This is a genomic window from Vreelandella sp. DA03-1M, assembly GCF_055725665.1.
Genome location: NZ_CM146798.1, coordinates 866,538 through 882,308, shown reverse-complemented (window position 1 = coordinate 882,308; position 15,771 = coordinate 866,538). Strand labels below are relative to the sequence as shown.

Sequence of the window (15,771 nt, the reverse complement as noted above, 5' to 3'; positions counted from 1 at the left end):
TGTAACTGCTAACGCTGTCACTGACATGTCGTCTGGCACAGGGAACGCCGACAGCGTTAGCACGATAGGCAGCATCAGTCATCGCATGGCATTAATGCGCTATGTCGTTATGGGGCTCTAATGATGAGGGGCGACGAGCCGTACGCCAGCCATTAACACGCTCCTGAAGACCTATCACGAAAACGAAGAACACCGGAACAAAGAGAATCACCAGCAGCGTTCCGCTGACCATGCCGCCGAAAACACCCGTACCTATCGCATGCTGGGTGTTGGCGCTGGCGCCAAACGCGACCATCAATGGCACCACCCCCAAACCGAAAGCGAGTGAGGTCATCAGAATCGGGCGCAGGCGCAGGCTGGCGGCTTCCACCGCGGCCTCTCTCAGTCCCTTACCTTGCTCACGCAGTTGTTTGGCAAACTCTACAATAAGGATCGCGTTTTTCGCCGATAAACCGATCACGGTGACCATACCGACTTTGAAGAACACATCGTTAGGTAGGTCTCGCAGCAACATGGCGGCCACCGCCCCCAGCAGCCCCAGCGGCACAACCAGGATGACCGAGAGCGGAATGGTCCAGCTCTCGTAGAGCGCGGCTAACACCAGAAACACCGCCAGGATGGATAGCGCCACCAGCATGGGTGCCTGAGCTACCGATTGGCGTTCCTGAAGGGACTGCCCCGTCCAGGCCACTGCGAAGCCGGGCGGAAGTTGCTGCGCCAGACGCTCCATTTCAGCCATGGCGTCTCCGGTGGAGGCACCTGTCGCCGCACCGCCAGAAATACTGGTGGCGGGATAGCCCAGGTAACGCACCATTTGTAGCGGTGTTTCGTCCCATACCGGGGTAACCACCTCTGACAAGGACACCATGCCACCCCTGCTATTACGCACGTGCAGCTTGAGCACGTCATCAACCTGCATGCGTGCCGACGCATCCGCTTGCATAATCACCTGCTGCATCCGGCCCTCATTCGGGAAATCGTTGATGTAGGACGACCCCATTGCGGTAGACAGGATGTCGCTAATATTGGCGAACGACACCCCGAGCGCTTCGGCCTTTTGACGATCAATATCAAGACGAATGCTCGCACCTGCTGGCAGGCCGTCGGAATAGACGTCGCTGACCACCTTGCTCTGCGCCGCCAGTTCTAGCAGCGTCGTCTCGGCAGCCTTAAGGGCGGCCGGCCCCTGATTGCGTTGATCCTGCAAGAACATCGTAAAGCCGGACTTGGTGCCCAATTCATCAATGGCCGGCGGTAACATACTCATTACCGTCCCTTCGTTCAGTTGACTCATGGCTTCCTGAACCCCTTCCACTTCACTCGCCGCCGTAACGCCGTCGCGCTGCCCCCAATCCTTTAGTGTGGTGAACGTCAGTGCCGTATTCGCGCCGGAGCCCGAGAATCCGAAGCCCAAAATAGACATATTGCCGTCTACAGCAGGGCGCGCAATGACGTACTCCTCATACGCCTTGACCACATCCAAGGTGCGCTCAGTGGTCGCATTAGCGGGCAACTGGATACTGGTCATGAAATAGCCTTGATCCTCTTCCGGCAGAAAAGCCGAAGGCAACTGGCGGAAGGCGAGCAGCAGCACACCCGCGATGACCACAAACACCACCATGACCCGACCGCTGCGAGCGACCAGCTTTCCAACACGCGATTCGTAACGGGTGGTCATACGGGTAAGCGCCTGGTTGAACCAGCCGAAGAAGCCGCCTTTGTCGTGGTGCCCCGGCTTAATGGGCTTGAGAAGGGTGGCGCATAGCGCTGGCGTCAGCGACAGCGCCAGAAACGCCGAGAACAGAATCGAAACCACCATTGCCAGCGCGAATTGCTTGTAGATCACGCCGACCGAGCCACTCGAAAAGGCCATCGGGATAAACACCACCGTCAATACCAGGGTGATCCCCACCACCGCGCCCGTGATTTCCTTCATCGCTTTGATGGTGGCGTCCTTTGGCGACAATCCCTCTTTGGCCATGATGCGCTCAACATTCTCGACCACCACGATAGCGTCATCGACGATGATGCCAATCGCCAACACCATGCCGAACATCGTCAGCACGTTGATTGAGAAACCTGCCAGCAGCATCACCGTGAAGGTCCCCAACAGTGCAATCGGCGCGACCAGGGCGGGAATCAGCGTGTAACGGATGTTCTGTAGAAACAGCAACATCACCAGGAAGACAAGTACCATCGCCTCGATGAGGGCATGGATGACCTTCTTGATAGACACCTTAACGAACGGGGCCGTATTAAAGGGGATCGATGAGCTCATGCCCGCAGGCAGAGCCTGGTTTAACTCAGCCAAACGCGCCTGCACGCCTTCCGCCGTGCGCACCGCATTGGCACCGGGTGCCAGTTGTATGGCAGCCGCCGTCGCTGGCTGGCCATTCTCACGATTGGAGAAGCCGTAGGATTGGGCGCCCAACTCGACGCGCGCCACATCGCCCAACACCACTTTTGAGCCGTCGACATTAGCGCGAAGTACGATAGCGGCGAACGCTTCAGGCGTGCTCAATTGCCCCTGTGCGGTCAACAGCGAGGACACCTTTTGACCGGGTAAGGCCGGAGACGCGCCGATGCTGCCCGGCACAATCTGTGCGTTCTGCTCCGTGATCGCGGTCGAGAGATCATTCACCGACAAGCCGAAAGCAATCAGCTTCTCCGGCTCTATCCAGATGCGCATTGCCTGCTCAGCACCGAACAGCTGCACACGACCGACACCGTCAATGCGGCGTAGCTCCTCCACGATATTGCGCGCCATATAGTCGTTCAGCGCGATCTCATCAAAGCGCCCATCATCGGAATTCAGGCCCACAATCATCAGAAAACTGGATGACGCTGACTCTACGCTCAGCCCATCCTGACGAACCGCCTGGGGTAACCGGGGTTCGACGGCCTTGAGCCGGTTCTGCACATCCACTTGGGCCAGTTCTGGGTTTGTCCCTGGTTTGAAGGTGGCGGTGACAGAGGCTGACCCCGAAGCATCGGCGGACGACTCGAAGTACAGCAAGTTCTTGACGCTGGAGAGCTCACGTTCAATGAGACTGAGCACGGCGTCGTTCATGGTCTGCGGTGTGGCGCCGGGATACGTCGCGGTGATGGTCACCGAAGGGGGCGCTACCGAAGGGTAGTGAGCGACCGGCAACTTAGGGATGGCGATCACACCCGACAGGATGATAAACAGCGCGACCACCCACGCGAAGACTGGGCGCTGGATGAAGAACTGGGGCATTGCGGATACTCCTGAAACTTAGTGAGAGGATGCCGCTGAGGCGTTGAGTGGCATAGGCATCTTCCAATCAGTCGCGCTGACGTCGACACCATCAGTCAGTCGTTCTATACCCTCGACGACGACTTTCTGCCCCTCTGTCACTCCTGTTTGCACCCGATAATTGCCGTTCGCCAATTCACCAAGCTCCACTGAAACCATCACCGCCTTGTCGTCAGCACCAATCAACCAAATGTAGGGCTTACCGCCAATGCGTACCACAGACTGTTGCGGTACCGTCAACGCATCGTCATAGCGTGCATACGGCACGCGGGCACGCACAAACATGCCGGGCAGCAGGCGTCGATTGGGATTGTCCACGAGTACTCGCAGCAAAAGGTCACCCGTGCTGGTATCCACATTGATTCCCGAAAAAAGAATGCGTCCGGTGACATCGTAGGGTGTACCGTTGCTGCCCAGGATGATGACCGGTAAGCCATTGTCGAGGGAGGGCTGCGACGCCATCGCGTCTTGAAGCGATTCGAGCGCGGAAGCCGGGCGTCGAACATCGACATAGACCTTATCGATCTGCTGAACACGGGCCATGGGCGTGCTATCGCTGCTGGCCACCAGCGCTCCCTCCGTTACCAACGCCTGATCAATTCGGCCTGCAATGGGGGACACCACCGTGGAGAATTCCAGGTCAAGGCGGCGGCGCGACAGCGTGGCACGCGCTTGGGCCACATCAGCGGCGGCCTGCTGACTTTTGGATACGGTGTCATCGTAGGCCTGACGGCTCACCGACTGTGCCCGGACAAGCGGCTCCAACCGGGCTGACTGCGCACGGGCATGAGCGAGTTCGGATTCGGCTTTCTGCAAAGCGGCTTCTGCTGTTTCCACTTCCGCTCGAAACGGCGCTGGGTTGATGTCGAATAATGGCTGCCCCGCACTCACGTCGGTTCCCTGTTCGAACAGGCGACGTTGAACAATCCCGCTCACCTGCGGATGAATTTCCGCCATTTGAAAAGGGACGACCCGGGCCGACAAGTCTTCAGTCAGCTCCAATTTAACGGGTTCCAAGGTAACAACCGTCACTCGAGCAGGAGGCGGCGCTACTTCTTGCTCAACTGAACCGCAAGCAGTTAGCACGATCAGCAGCAAGGCACAGAACCCACCATTTCGATAGATATGTCGGATCGTCATGTATCGTCCCTTCAGACATAGGCAAACATTTGCCTAGCAATAAAATTGAAGGGGACTATATCGCTGTAGCGTGGTATTAACGTCGACGGTATGTGTAGATATGATGGAGAACACAATTAATGTTTCATTAGGCGCTTTCATGTCCACGACTCATCAGTCGCCAAGTTCTTATTCTGGCCAGCAAGCACTGGTTCTCATCGCCGAAGACGAGCCTGAGATCGCTGATATTCTGCAGGCTTATCTGAAACGGGCGGGCCTGCGAACCATCTACGCAGAAGATGGGCGCAAAGCATTGGACATGCATATGTCGATGAAACCCGATCTCGTCTTACTTGATGTAAAGATGCCTAAAATGGATGGCTGGCAGGTGCTGTCAGAGGTTCGCCACCGTGGTAAGACACCCGTCATCATGTTGACCGCGATGGATCAGGATATCGATAAACTCATGGGTTTACGTTTTGGTGCCGACGACTACGTCGTCAAGCCGTTTAACCCTGCCGAGGTCGTCGCACGCATTCAGGCAGTGTTAAGACGCACCATGGCTGATGCAAGCCACCAACCCCGTGTCCTCCGGGTGCCGCCCTTTGAGATCGACCTTGAACAACACGAAGCCTTTGTTCAGATAGGAGGAGACTCGCACAGCCTTGCGTTAACGCTCACCGAGTTCAGATTGTTGACGCACCTTGCCCGCGCGCCCAAAAAGGTGTGCACCCGCGCAGAGTTATTGGCCGCCTGCCTGCCCGAAGGTGAGGCGCTTGAGCGCACTGTCGACAGCCATATCAGCAAGCTGCGTAAAAAACTGGAAGACGTCGATGTGAGAGGCATACCCGTTGGCATACGCGGCGTTGGGTACCGGCTATGGGGAAAAGAATGAAACTCATTGGATTGAGCCGGACCATCGCGTTAACAATGGCAGCGATGGCGTTTGGGATAACACTGCTAGTCGTAGTGACCTCTTATGTTTTCTATTTCATTACCTTCCATTTTTGGCAGGGGTCGATTAACGAACCAAACATGTTCCCGTCGGGGCTCGAGTGGGCTTGGCTCGTTAGCACTACGCTGGTTGGGCTGGCGTTCGCCGTGATAGTGGGCATTCACTTGGCACGTCGCATTTTGGTACCGCTAAACTCTGTAACAGAAAGCATGCGTCGCGTCGCGCAAGGCGACCTGGACGCACGCGCCACCACCGGTGATCGCTCGTTAGGCGAGGCCGCCGTGTTAGCCAACGACTTCAATGCGCTAGCAGACCAATTACAGCGTATGTCCAAGGAAATGACGTTCTGGAATGCCGCTATTGCCCATGAGCTGCGTACGCCGGTCACTATTTTACGCGGACGTCTGCAAGGCTTGGCAGAAGGCGTCTTCCCTCCTGAACAACCCCAGTTTCAAAGTCTCCTTACCCAAATCGACGGCATGGCACAACTGATTGAAGACCTTCGCGCCGTGAGCTTGGCCGAAAGCGGTCATCTGAATCTTGAGATCAAGGAATGTGATCTTTCTGCTGAAATTGAATCCGTCGTTGAGTTTTGTAAGCATGCCCTAAATGCATCAAACCATTATCCAACCCTTGACCTGCAGTCTGGCACTGCGTATTGCGACCCCTTCCGTATACGTCAGGCATTGCTTGCGTTGCTGGAAAACGCTCGCCAGCATGCATCCCCGGGGACACTCATCATCCAAACGCGCCAGAACGACGGGTGGTGTGTTTTGCGTGTTAGCGATGCTGGCCCAGGCATACCGCAGGAAGATGCCGCTCATATTTTCACGGCATTCCGCCATGCGCGGGACGCCGAAAATGGTATGCCAGGAGACAAGCGAGGAAGTGGGCTCGGATTGGCGGTAGTCGCGGCGATTGCGAGAGCCCACCGTGGCGAGGCCAGATGTTACCCCTCTGATGAGGGTGGCTCTTGTTTTGAGTTGCGCTGGCCTACTCCATCACAAAGTACGTGATCACATAGAGCGTGATGACATGGCGCGTGTTTGCTGAATGACCGGCGGTCGGTGCCTCTATCCACCAAACCAAGCGCCAGCGATAGAGCGCGGCGACCCTGCACAACTGGCGGCAGCACAATCGCGAGCCGCGGCCGTGGTATGAGATCTCAGCGCTGCCCCAGTATCGATAGCTTCATTCTTCTTTCAGCAGTATGAAATGTTCGATCAGCCGAATCATCAACGTTTTCTGATCGGGTAGGCTTTCAGCCACTAACAGCGCTAATCACACGGGCTACCGCTTCGCCTTCTGTTGAAACCAAGCCTTGATTGGTCAGGGTTCGACTGAGCAGATTCACCGCCTGCTCAAACTCGATGCCACGCTCGGTTAGGCGGCGTTGGTTTAAGGTATAACCTTGAATCAAATATTGTTTGAGCACATCTGTAGCCCACTTGCGAAACTGAACGCCTCGCGGAGATTTAACGCGGTAGCCAACTGAAATAATGACATCAAGATTGAAGTGATCAACCTGATAAGATTTGCCATCTTCAGCAGTATGTGCAAATTTTGCACATACTGAATTTCGCTCTAATTCCCCTTCTTTAAAAACATTGCGAATGTGCTTCGTAATGACAGAACGCTCGCGCCCAAATAATTCACACATCTGCGCTTGGCTTAACCAAACGGTCTCTTGCTCCAGCGTTACTTCTAGATGTGATTGCCCATCTTCGCTGATGAATATCTGTATTTGCTGATCATTCATGAGTGTTGCCTCCAGGTTTACATAAAGCGCTTTGCGACTTCAAAACAAGCACCTCCCAAGCAAGCAGCACTCAATCCAGCAGTGGTCAATCCAGCAGTACTCATCTTTGCATACTAAAAGAGAGACTCAAGCGCGCCCGCCATTAGAGGTTAAGTAAACCTTAGCATAAAAACAGTTTATTCATACAGCTAAATATTACCCTGATTCTGCCAAATAAATCTGCCTAGCAAAAGTGGGCGCTTCAACCTACAAAAGCCATCACCACCAACACCATGGTCAGCAATAGCAAGTACACCCTTGCATGCAGGCGGTCAGGAATGCGCCCGATCCAGGTCGACGCCAGGCGAATACCGAGCCATGAGCCCACTGCGAGTACCAGCAAGGCGCGCAGATCCACATAACCGGCATACCAGTCCCCCAACGCTGGGTGATTTGCCGACAGCAACACATACGTCGCGGTGCCACTCACCGCCATGGGCAACGACAACGGATTGGCCATCGCAGTGGCTGCCGTCATGCTCGCGCCTCTCCGACGCATGAGCGGTACGGTCATCACGCTGCCACCAACGCCCAGCAGGGCGGCCACCGCACCCATCAAGGTACCCGTTATCGCCGTTACTCCACGCCCCATAGGAGGCACATCACTCCCCGCCTGATGCAGAAAACCGGGCCGCAGAATAGCATCCGCAATCGTGAGGGCTAGATAACCGATGAATGCCCAGCGCACCCACTCCCCGCTCAAAGACACAGCCGCCGCTGCGCCAAGCACAGCGCCGATAGCAATATAGCCCACCAGCGGACGCACCAGGCGCCATTGCACGGTCTGCCGTTGGTGGTGGCGCCATGTGGACAGGGAAGCCGCAAATACCATCAATGCTGTCGAGGTAGCCACCGCGATATGCATGGCCGCCTGGCCGATACCACTATCCGGCCCATGGACGGCAATCAGCAGGGTATACAGCAAGGGAACTACCACGAACCCGCCACCGAAACCGAACAATACGGTGGTCACTCCCGCCACCCCGCCACAAAGAAGCAATACGCTATACACCGGCACTCTCCTGATGAAACGAAACAGCAGGCACTATATGCTGGCGAGGCTTGGCCGACACTCGTCATTCGGACAACCATCACCGCGTTTCAGCCAGGTTAACGCTAATGCTCAATACGCCTCTTTCAGATGTGGATCATGTAGCACGGCCCATGGTGGCCATCGGCACTGATTACCGCCCCGGCACCCTCCTGGGCTTCCATACTCATCGCCGTGCCCAGTTTCTCTATGGCATGACCGGCGTGATGGAGGTGAACACGGATGACGGCACCTGGATGGTGCCGCCCTATAGCGGCGTCTGGCTACCTGCGGGCAAGCGGCACCAAGTGCGTATGAACGGGGTGAGCACCCGAAGCCTGTATGTCGAGCCCCATGTCGCGCCACGCGCTTCGAGCAGCTGTGAGGTGCTGGTCGTGACGCCTCTCCTGCACCACCTGCTGCTGGCTTCCGCCCACATCCCCGCACTCTATGATGAAAACGGCCGCGACGGAGCCCTGGCTCAACTACTCCTATACGAACTGGAACGTGCTCAGGCCTTGCCACTATTTGCGCCCCTGCCCCATGACCTTCCACTCGCCAGCCTGTGCAGAGAGTTTCTCGGCCAGCCGCACATCCATAGCCTTCCCGAGGAGTGGGCCAAGCAGTTGCATCGCAGTCAGCGCACCTTCAATCGCTTGTTCCGCCAACAAACCGGTATGTCCTTCGCCGTATGGCGCCAGCAGGCCTGCCTAATGGCGGCGATTCCCAGGCTGCTCTCCGGCAATTCCGTTACACGAACCGCGCTGGAACTCGGCTACGACAGCCCAACCGCTTTCTCCAGCATGTTTCGCAAGGTGCTAGGCCAATCTCCCAGCGCTTTCGTTCGGGCGGCTAATCGTCAGCAGGAAGCGTAAAAAGTAGTTGGAACAGACGTTAGATAGTCACGGCCTCGCCCAGCCTGACCCACAGTGAACATTTAAAGGCCCACAAAAACCCTCATGGGCCTTAAATTACTCAAATGAACGGGACGGCGATGAAGCAGGTGCACAGTTACTCGGTTAAAAAGACGGCCAGTGGAGCTATTCCCAAATATAAATGAGCTGATTGCACCATCTATTCGGATCATTTTATGAGCCGATTAAGGTTTATATTCGGCTCATGGGCATTCAGAGGGCTTGTTAGGACGCTTGTCTTTCTTGTCATCCCTTCCCATATTCATCCTCACAGGCTGGTAGCTGAGCCAGTCGAATACTGGCTCAGCCAAGAAAGCGATCTTAATTCCCGTCTTCCGGTAGCGCGTAGGCGATTACATAATCGCCTATCGGTGTTTCCATGAAGTGATGCCCGCCGGCCCCGATGACTACGTATTGGCGACCATTCGCCTCATAGGTTATGGGGTTGGCCTGGCCGCCGGCCGGCAGCACATCGTTCCAAAGCACCTCACCGGTCTCCGTGTCGATGGCGCGAATCAGATCGTCGGTGGCGGCAGCGATGAATATCAGTCCGCTGGCCGTGAGTAATGGACCGCCATTGTTGGGTGTGCCGATTTTGAACGGCATGTGCGACGGTATGCCGAAGGGACCATTCTTGCGCGCCGTGCCCAATGGCTCATCCCAGAGCGTTTCACCGCTCGCCAGATCAATGGCGCGAATGCCGCCATAAGGAGGCGCGGTACAGGGCATGCCGGTAACCGGCGCTCGCCAGCCGGCATTGACGTCGATCGCATAAGGCGCACCTACTTGTGGATCGCCGGCCCCTTCGGCGGGCCCATCCGTGTCGCTATCGGTGTTGTCATCTCCTGCATAGATGGGTCGAAGATTACGTTCCTCGGCTTCTTCACGGGGGATGAGACGGTTGAAGTTGGGAATGTCATTGTAATTGGCAATGATGATGCCGCGCTCGGCGTCCACCGCTGTACTGCCCCAGTCGTTGCCGCCATTGTAGCCGGGATACTGAATGAAGCGCTGATCCACGGTCGGCGGCGTGTACATGCCTTTATAGGAGGCTCGGCGGAATTGAATACGACACCACAACTGGTCGATGGGCGTCATCCCCCAAATGTCCTTCTCTTCTAGGTTCGGAAAAGCGAGGGAGTGATAGCCTGAACGAGGCTGCGTGGGCGAGAGGTTATCTGGCTCAACACCGCCAGTGGGCGCCTCCACCTCTTCCACGGGGAATAGCGATTCGCCGGTTTCACGGTTGAGAACGTAAATGTCGCCCTGTTTGGAGGGCAGAATGATCGCCGGCACCGTGCTGCCGTCATCTCGAGGGAAATCGACCAGGGTCGGTTGCGAACCGAGATCATAGTCCCAGACATCGTAATGGACGGTCTGGAAGTGCCAGACCGGTTCGCCGGTGTTGACGTCGATAGCAACGAGCGAAGTCGAGAACTCGTTTTCTTCCTCGCTGCGGTTTCCGCCCCAATAATCGACCGATGAGTTGCCCATCGGCAGGTAGACGTAACCCAACTCCTCATCGGAGGAAGCAGTGGTCCACATGTTGGGCGTGCCCCGAGTATAGGTCTCGCCCTCGGGTGGTAGTCCATCCAAGTTGGGGTTGCCCATATCCCACGCCCACTCCAGTTCGCCGGTAACGACATCGTAGCCGCGAATCACGCCAGAGGGGGCGTCCTCCGCTTGCCCGTCCTTGACCTGGGCACCGGTCACCAAGACGCCCTGGACGACGACCGGTGGCGCGGTGACGGCGTACCAACCGGGAACCTTCTCGCCGATGCCTGCCCATAGATCTACCGTACCGCCGTCACCAAACGCCTGGCACAGCTCACCCGTTTGCGCATCGACGGCAATCAATCTGGCGTCCAACGTCCCCTCGATAATGCGGGTTGCGCAGAGCTGGTCATCGGCGGCATCCGGAACTTCGTAATAGGTCACGCCGCGGCAGCTGGCGCTATAGGGAATGGCACCTGGATCGACCTCGGGATCATGGCGCCACTGCTCCTCCCCAGTCCGTGCATCGAGGGAGACCATGACGTTCATGGCCGAGCAGAGATACAGATTGTCGCCAACCTTAAGCGGTGTAGTTTCAGGTGCGTATTTGCCCTGCCCCTCTTCTTCCGGCATATCGCCAGTGCGATAGATCCAGGCAACCTCCAACTGGCTGACATTGTCGGGCGTGATTTCATCCAGCGGCGAATGACGTGAGGCGCCGCTCTCTCGTCCCCAGGCGGCCCAATCGCCGGGCGCTGGGTCATCGCTAGGCTGCGGCGTCGCCGAGAAGGTCGGTGTCTGGGCCTCGCTTGAGGTGGGCTCCTCCGGGACTTCGGTTTCACCCTCGGCATTCTGGGCAACGGCATGCGTCGCCAGTGACAGGCTGACGACATAGGCCAGCACTCGCAGTGACGTGAACATGGCAGCGCTCCTCATATAGTGGCCTGGCGGCGTTTGAGAGTGGGCAGGAGCGCCAAGACGATGACACCCAGGACGATGTAACCGAATACCCGGGGCAGCAGCTCCCATGGCGACAAGCCAACCTCCCATAAGGCCCAAATCAGCGTACCTAACAGAACCAAGAAATAGACCCAGACTCCCGTGAGCAAATCCCTGGCCATTAAGCCACCCGAAATGATCAGCCCCAGACCGGCAATGAGGTAATACCAGGAGCCTCCCAGCGTCACCAGCCAGATCCCGCCGGCTGCAAGAATCAGGCCGAGGATGACCAGAATGATGGCGAACACGAGCAGAAACCAACCGCCCACACCCCGAGATGCTTTATTGGTAGCCAAACCAGGTACCTCCGTTGTTCGTGGTTGATTGCTATCAAGAGCGCTTGGCAAACCCACTAACAATGCCTTTATAAAATGAAGCGCCGTCCTCCTTAATCCAAGTAGAGATTCTCGACCCTGTAAAGTATCACTTGATTAACTTATGTGTTAAAGCCTGTCATTCTCGATTTATGTCATTTTACGGCCATTAAATTGACGGCCATTAAATACCAACGAGATGGCAGCAAGACAAAACCGAAAGTGCCACCTACTTTGAATTCAGAAGGTATGAATTTTCTGGAGATTGGCAATGGCTCAACTAACAGGTGGCTGTCTCTGCGGCAAGATCAGAATCGTGGCCAATGGCGAGCCGCTTCGGGTAGGTATTTGTCACTGTATGGATTGTCGTAAGCATCATGGGGCGCTTTTCTATGCGGCTGCTGATTATCCCAAGCGAACTGTCATTATCGAAGGCGAACCGCAGAGTTATCAGGGGCGTTACTTCTGTTCGACATGTGGTTCGTCGGTTTTTTCGGTAAGCGAGGAAGAAATCGAAATACACCTTGGGGCCCTTGATGCTCCGAATCAACTGAAACCGACGTATGAGCTTTGGAACATTCGCCGCGAACATTGGCTGCCGCCTTTCCCTGCCATGGAGCGATATGACCGGGATCGGCAAGATTGAGCAGGTTCAAGGGCTGCCGCTTAGGTCAGAAGGCAATCGATCAGCGCTTACCTTCAATACGCAACTTAACCACATCCTCTAACGCCAAGCCGGTCACTTCAGCAATTTGCTCGTCACTAAGCCCCCCCAGCTTGAGCAGATGACGAGCTGTTTTCTCAATACCCAGCTTTTCGCCTTCCTGACGTTCTTGCTGAGCTCAGTTTTCCAAATTTTCTGCCAACATGTCTTTATCCTCCACCAAACTGTTGAGCTGATTGAGGTCGACCTCAGCCCCGAGCCGCTGCAAGTGGCGTTTTAGCCAGCGGGTAATAATCTTGTCGATATGCTCTTTGTGAGTTTCGTACAAACCCTAGCGTCACTCATCACTCAACACCTCACGTAGCCAGCCCAATAACGCTTCGCAGCCCACACCTACCCGGCATGCGCCTTCTTAATAGGAATGAGGTGCAACACCCCCACCACCACCGAGCCCACCAAAAAGCCAATCACCGCAGAGCACAGCGTATTGAAGCTCCAGCCCAGCGTGCCGCCCAAGGCACCGGTTGCCTCGCTAATGCCTTGCTCAATATGGTGTACCCATTCATAGGGCGCGTTGAACCACGCCGTGCCATCGGCACCCAGGTTGACCATCAGGATATGCCCACCCACCCAGAGCATGGCGACGGTACCCACGACCGAGATGGTCGCTAGCACTTTGGGCATGGCCGTCACCAGACCACGACCCAGGGTCTGCATGCCCGAACTATCCCGCTGGGCGAGCTTCAGGCCGATGTCATCCATCCTGATCAACAGCGCGACCACGCCATACACCAGAATAGTGATGAAAAACGCGACCACCACCAGGCTCGCCAGTTGAGACCAGAACCCCTGATGGGAGACCGTGGCCAGCGCGATTACCATGATTTCAGCCGACAGAATCAGGTCGGTCCGAATGGCACCACTTACGATCTTTTTCTCGGCTTCCGGCCCCTGCTCTACCGCTGGCTTGTCCTCGTCATGCTTGCCGGAAAGCTTGTGCCAGACCTTCTCCGCGCCCTCAAAGGCCAAGTAAGTACCGCCCACCATCAGGATGATTGGCAATAGCGCGGGCAAAAAGTGATTCAGCAGCAGCGCCACTGGCAGGATAAAAATCAGCTTGTTGCGGATCGACCCCAGCGCGATCTGCTTCACAAGCGACAGTTCACGCTCCGCTGCCACCCCCTGCAAATATTGCGGCGTCACCGCCGTATCATCCACCACCACCCCTGCTGCCTTAGCCGTCGCACGCCCAGCGGCGGCACTCACATCGTCCAATGATGCTGCGGTCAACTTCGCCAATGCGGCAATGTCATCCAGTAATCCTATCAAGCCGCCTATGGCCATGGATGCTTCCTCCGTGAATAACAGTTGCAGATAGTAAAACACACAGTGGCTGAGTTACCTTCAAAGTGTTTTGAGGCAAAGGCATTCACTTGCTATAGGTCGATTTTCAATGCAATTATCGTGGCAAACAGAGATTCAAAAACAACATGAGGTATGGGTACGCAGGTATCTTGTTAGGTTAGCCATGCCACATTCGTTAAACTGAGAAGGAGCGATATGGCCTCACTAACAAAGTCCACTAGCTACTGCGTGCCTTCATGAGCTTGCCCAAGTAACACCGTATAGCGCGTGCTACGCCCACCGCCGGGTAGCTTGGAAAGGCAGCCTTATCAGCGGTCAAGGACAAAGGAGAGCCCTCCCTCAGAACGCGGCGCGTCCGAGGGACGCGCCGCCATCGACATGCAAGGTCTGTCCAGTCATGAATCCAGCTTCTTCCGAAAGCAGGAACGCGATGGTCGCGGCAATCTCTTCTGGCTTCCCGAAGCGCCTCATCGGCACCCCCGCAAGATAGCGTTGCTCACCTTCACTCCCGGGCGAATTGTTCGCGCGGAACAATTCGGTTTCGGTTGGGCCGGGAGCCACGGCATTGACGGTGATACCGGCATCAGCCAGCTCTATCGCCCAACTTCGGGTGAAGCTGACCAACGCTGCCTTGGCGGCCGCATAGGCCGTGCGGTGCGGCATTCCAAGGATGGTCAGGCTGGAAATGTTAACGATGCGGCCCCAGCGTCGTTCCCTCATGCCAGGCAAAGCCGCCTGCGCGGCCAACAGCGCGGGATGCAGGTTGACGCTGAAGACTTCGTCCAGTGCGGGCAGCGTGACGTCAGCCAGCGAAGCAGGACGAACGAGGCCGACGTTGTTCACCACGCCATCCAGCTCGAAGCGTTGCGCGATGTCATCCAATGCGACTCTCGTCGCATCGTCATCGCCAAGATCGACGGAAATGAACGTGCCGGGGAAGTCGCGTGGCGAAGTGCGCGCCAAGCCGACGACATGGTTACCGCTTGCGGCAAGGCGCGCCGAAAGCGCAAGACCGATGCCCTTGCTGGCACCGGTGACGAGAAAAGTACGAGACATGTGTGCTCCTTTACCGCTCGCCACACGGCGGCGGATTCCAAGTGATTCAGGCGACGCCGGCAGCGGCCTTGCGAATGGCCGGCAGTATTTCCGACGGATCGGGGCGGCGGGTGTAATCAGGATTGACCTCTGCATAAACGATGGTGCCATCCGGTGCGATCACGTAGCGTCCAGGCATCGGCAGCGTCCAGCTCGGATCGCCATTAAATGCAGGCAGGTCGTTTTTCAATGACTTGTAGAGTTCGACCAAGTAGTCCGGCAATTCGAAGCGCAGGCCGAACGCGGCTGCCGTATCATTGTGCGGATCCGACAGAATTGGATACGTCAGCGCGCTCTGACGCAACGCCTTGCGGCTGTTGGCGGCAATCTGCGGTGAGATCGCCACCACGCCAGCCCCCGCTGCATGGATGTCCGGCAATGCGGCTTGCAGCGCCTGCAATTCCAGATTGCAGTACGGGCACCAGACACCACGGTAGAAGGTCACCACCAGCGTTCCACGGCGCAGCAGGTCGATGGACGAAACCGGCTTGCCATCCGGGTCGTTGAGGGTGAAGGCCGGCGCGTGGTCGCCTGCCTTCAGTGCTTTCTGGGCAGCACCGGAAGCAGTCAGTTCGGCGGTGGCACGGTTCATGGTTTCGATGACAGTAGGCGGCACGTTATAGGGTGGTTTGCCAGCTTGGAAGTCGGCCTTGAAGGCGTCGAGCTTGTCTTGCAGTGACATGGTGAAGTCCTTGGTAAGCATGGAAATGAGAAAGCATGCCGTCCGCGAAGCGGACAACCTGCCGC

14 protein-coding genes are annotated in these 15,771 nt (G+C 56.6%); 4 read left to right on the top strand and 10 right to left on the bottom strand.

The genetic code is table 11. The features are described from left to right. Positions 1-91: 91 nt before the first annotated feature. Both ACXUPB_RS04200 and ACXUPB_RS04195 read right to left on the bottom strand, forming a co-directional pair. Positions 92-3,238, bottom strand: coding sequence for a multidrug efflux RND transporter permease subunit (locus ACXUPB_RS04200; protein WP_179916716.1), 3,147 nt, complete (start codon positions 3,236-3,238; stop codon positions 92-94). Between the two features lie 18 nt (positions 3,239-3,256). Beyond that, positions 3,257-4,417: an efflux RND transporter periplasmic adaptor subunit gene (locus ACXUPB_RS04195; protein ID WP_472955533.1), complete on the bottom strand. Its 1,161-nt coding sequence runs from the start codon at positions 4,415-4,417 to the stop codon at positions 3,257-3,259. A gap of 139 nt (positions 4,418-4,556) precedes the next feature. Here ACXUPB_RS04195 and ACXUPB_RS04190 point away from each other — a divergent pair, with 139 nt between their 5' ends. Next, positions 4,557-5,291 carry a response regulator gene (locus ACXUPB_RS04190; RefSeq protein WP_179916714.1) on the top strand — a complete coding sequence of 245 codons (735 nt, stop codon included), beginning with the start codon at positions 4,557-4,559 and terminating at the stop codon, positions 5,289-5,291. Beyond that, a complete protein-coding gene (locus ACXUPB_RS04185) occupies positions 5,288-6,367 on the top strand; it encodes an ATP-binding protein (protein ID WP_179916713.1) in 1,080 nt (359 codons plus the stop codon). The genes ACXUPB_RS04190 and ACXUPB_RS04185 overlap by 4 nt, the downstream gene beginning before the upstream one ends. A gap of 245 nt (positions 6,368-6,612) precedes the next feature. On the opposite strand, the gene ACXUPB_RS04180 is transcribed toward ACXUPB_RS04185, so the two are convergent. Together ACXUPB_RS04180 and ACXUPB_RS04175 are read right to left on the bottom strand one after the other, a co-directional pair. Beyond that, entirely contained in the window at positions 6,613-7,110 is a 498-nt protein-coding gene (locus ACXUPB_RS04180) for a virulence RhuM family protein (protein WP_472955530.1), read from the bottom strand. Between the two features lie 241 nt (positions 7,111-7,351). Continuing rightward, the gene (locus ACXUPB_RS04175) at positions 7,352-8,161 is read right to left on the bottom strand and encodes a TSUP family transporter (protein ID WP_179916711.1); all 810 of its coding nucleotides are present in this window, start codon (positions 8,159-8,161) and stop codon (positions 7,352-7,354) included. A gap of 107 nt (positions 8,162-8,268) precedes the next feature. Between ACXUPB_RS04175 and ACXUPB_RS04170 the strand changes: the two genes are divergently transcribed. Beyond that, entirely contained in the window at positions 8,269-9,054 is a 786-nt protein-coding gene (locus tag ACXUPB_RS04170; RefSeq protein WP_179916710.1) for an AraC family transcriptional regulator, read from the top strand. Between the two features lie 360 nt (positions 9,055-9,414). Here the strand turns inward: ACXUPB_RS04170 and ACXUPB_RS04165 are convergent, their stop codons facing one another. Continuing rightward, the gene (locus ACXUPB_RS04165; protein ID WP_472955527.1) at positions 9,415-11,508 is read right to left on the bottom strand and encodes a pyrroloquinoline quinone-dependent dehydrogenase; all 2,094 of its coding nucleotides are present in this window, start codon (positions 11,506-11,508) and stop codon (positions 9,415-9,417) included. Positions 11,509-11,519: 11 nt separating this feature from the next. After that, positions 11,520-11,882: a hypothetical protein gene (locus ACXUPB_RS04160; RefSeq protein ID WP_045812166.1), complete on the bottom strand. Its 363-nt coding sequence runs from the start codon at positions 11,880-11,882 to the stop codon at positions 11,520-11,522. Positions 11,883-12,171: 289 nt separating this feature from the next. Here ACXUPB_RS04160 and ACXUPB_RS04155 point away from each other — a divergent pair, with 289 nt between their 5' ends. Then, positions 12,172-12,546 (top strand): GFA family protein, encoded by a 375-nt coding sequence (locus ACXUPB_RS04155; protein WP_472955523.1) that lies wholly within the window; start codon positions 12,172-12,174, stop codon positions 12,544-12,546. Between the two features lie 196 nt (positions 12,547-12,742). On the opposite strand, the gene ACXUPB_RS04150 is transcribed toward ACXUPB_RS04155, so the two are convergent. From ACXUPB_RS04150 to ACXUPB_RS04135, 4 genes are all read right to left on the bottom strand, one after another. Then, on the bottom strand, positions 12,743-12,892 hold the full coding sequence (locus ACXUPB_RS04150; RefSeq protein ID WP_218927750.1) for a hypothetical protein: 150 nt from the start codon (positions 12,890-12,892) through the stop codon (positions 12,743-12,745). Between the two features lie 65 nt (positions 12,893-12,957). Beyond that, positions 12,958-13,908: a DUF808 domain-containing protein gene (locus tag ACXUPB_RS04145; RefSeq protein ID WP_472955521.1), complete on the bottom strand. Its 951-nt coding sequence runs from the start codon at positions 13,906-13,908 to the stop codon at positions 12,958-12,960. A gap of 360 nt (positions 13,909-14,268) precedes the next feature. Continuing rightward, positions 14,269-14,985 carry an SDR family oxidoreductase gene (locus tag ACXUPB_RS04140; protein WP_035563754.1) on the bottom strand — a complete coding sequence of 239 codons (717 nt, stop codon included), beginning with the start codon at positions 14,983-14,985 and terminating at the stop codon, positions 14,269-14,271. Positions 14,986-15,031: 46 nt separating this feature from the next. Next, positions 15,032-15,706 (bottom strand): peroxiredoxin-like family protein, encoded by a 675-nt coding sequence (locus ACXUPB_RS04135; protein WP_035563750.1) that lies wholly within the window; start codon positions 15,704-15,706, stop codon positions 15,032-15,034. Positions 15,707-15,771 lie beyond the last annotated feature (65 nt).

What these genes read in the sequence shown, in the direction of transcription:
- ACXUPB_RS04145 (WP_472955521.1), bottom strand. Translation starts at nt 13,908, where the DNA reads ATGGCCATAGGCGGCTTGATAGGATTACTGGATGACATTGCCGCATTG.
- ACXUPB_RS04200 (WP_179916716.1), bottom strand. Translation starts at nt 3,238, where the DNA reads ATGCCCCAGTTCTTCATCCAGCGCCCAGTCTTCGCGTGGGTGGTCGCG.
- ACXUPB_RS04195 (WP_472955533.1), bottom strand. Translation starts at nt 4,417, where the DNA reads ATGACGATCCGACATATCTATCGAAATGGTGGGTTCTGTGCCTTGCTG.
- ACXUPB_RS04170 (WP_179916710.1), top strand. Translation starts at nt 8,269, where the DNA reads ATGCTCAATACGCCTCTTTCAGATGTGGATCATGTAGCACGGCCCATG.
- ACXUPB_RS04185 (WP_179916713.1), top strand. Translation starts at nt 5,288, where the DNA reads ATGAAACTCATTGGATTGAGCCGGACCATCGCGTTAACAATGGCAGCG.
- ACXUPB_RS04135 (WP_035563750.1), bottom strand. Translation starts at nt 15,706, where the DNA reads ATGTCACTGCAAGACAAGCTCGACGCCTTCAAGGCCGACTTCCAAGCT.
- ACXUPB_RS04165 (WP_472955527.1), bottom strand. Translation starts at nt 11,508, where the DNA reads ATGTTCACGTCACTGCGAGTGCTGGCCTATGTCGTCAGCCTGTCACTG.
- ACXUPB_RS04180 (WP_472955530.1), bottom strand. Translation starts at nt 7,110, where the DNA reads ATGAATGATCAGCAAATACAGATATTCATCAGCGAAGATGGGCAATCA.
- ACXUPB_RS04140 (WP_035563754.1), bottom strand. Translation starts at nt 14,985, where the DNA reads ATGTCTCGTACTTTTCTCGTCACCGGTGCCAGCAAGGGCATCGGTCTT.
- ACXUPB_RS04155 (WP_472955523.1), top strand. Translation starts at nt 12,172, where the DNA reads ATGGCTCAACTAACAGGTGGCTGTCTCTGCGGCAAGATCAGAATCGTG.
- ACXUPB_RS04190 (WP_179916714.1), top strand. Translation starts at nt 4,557, where the DNA reads ATGTCCACGACTCATCAGTCGCCAAGTTCTTATTCTGGCCAGCAAGCA.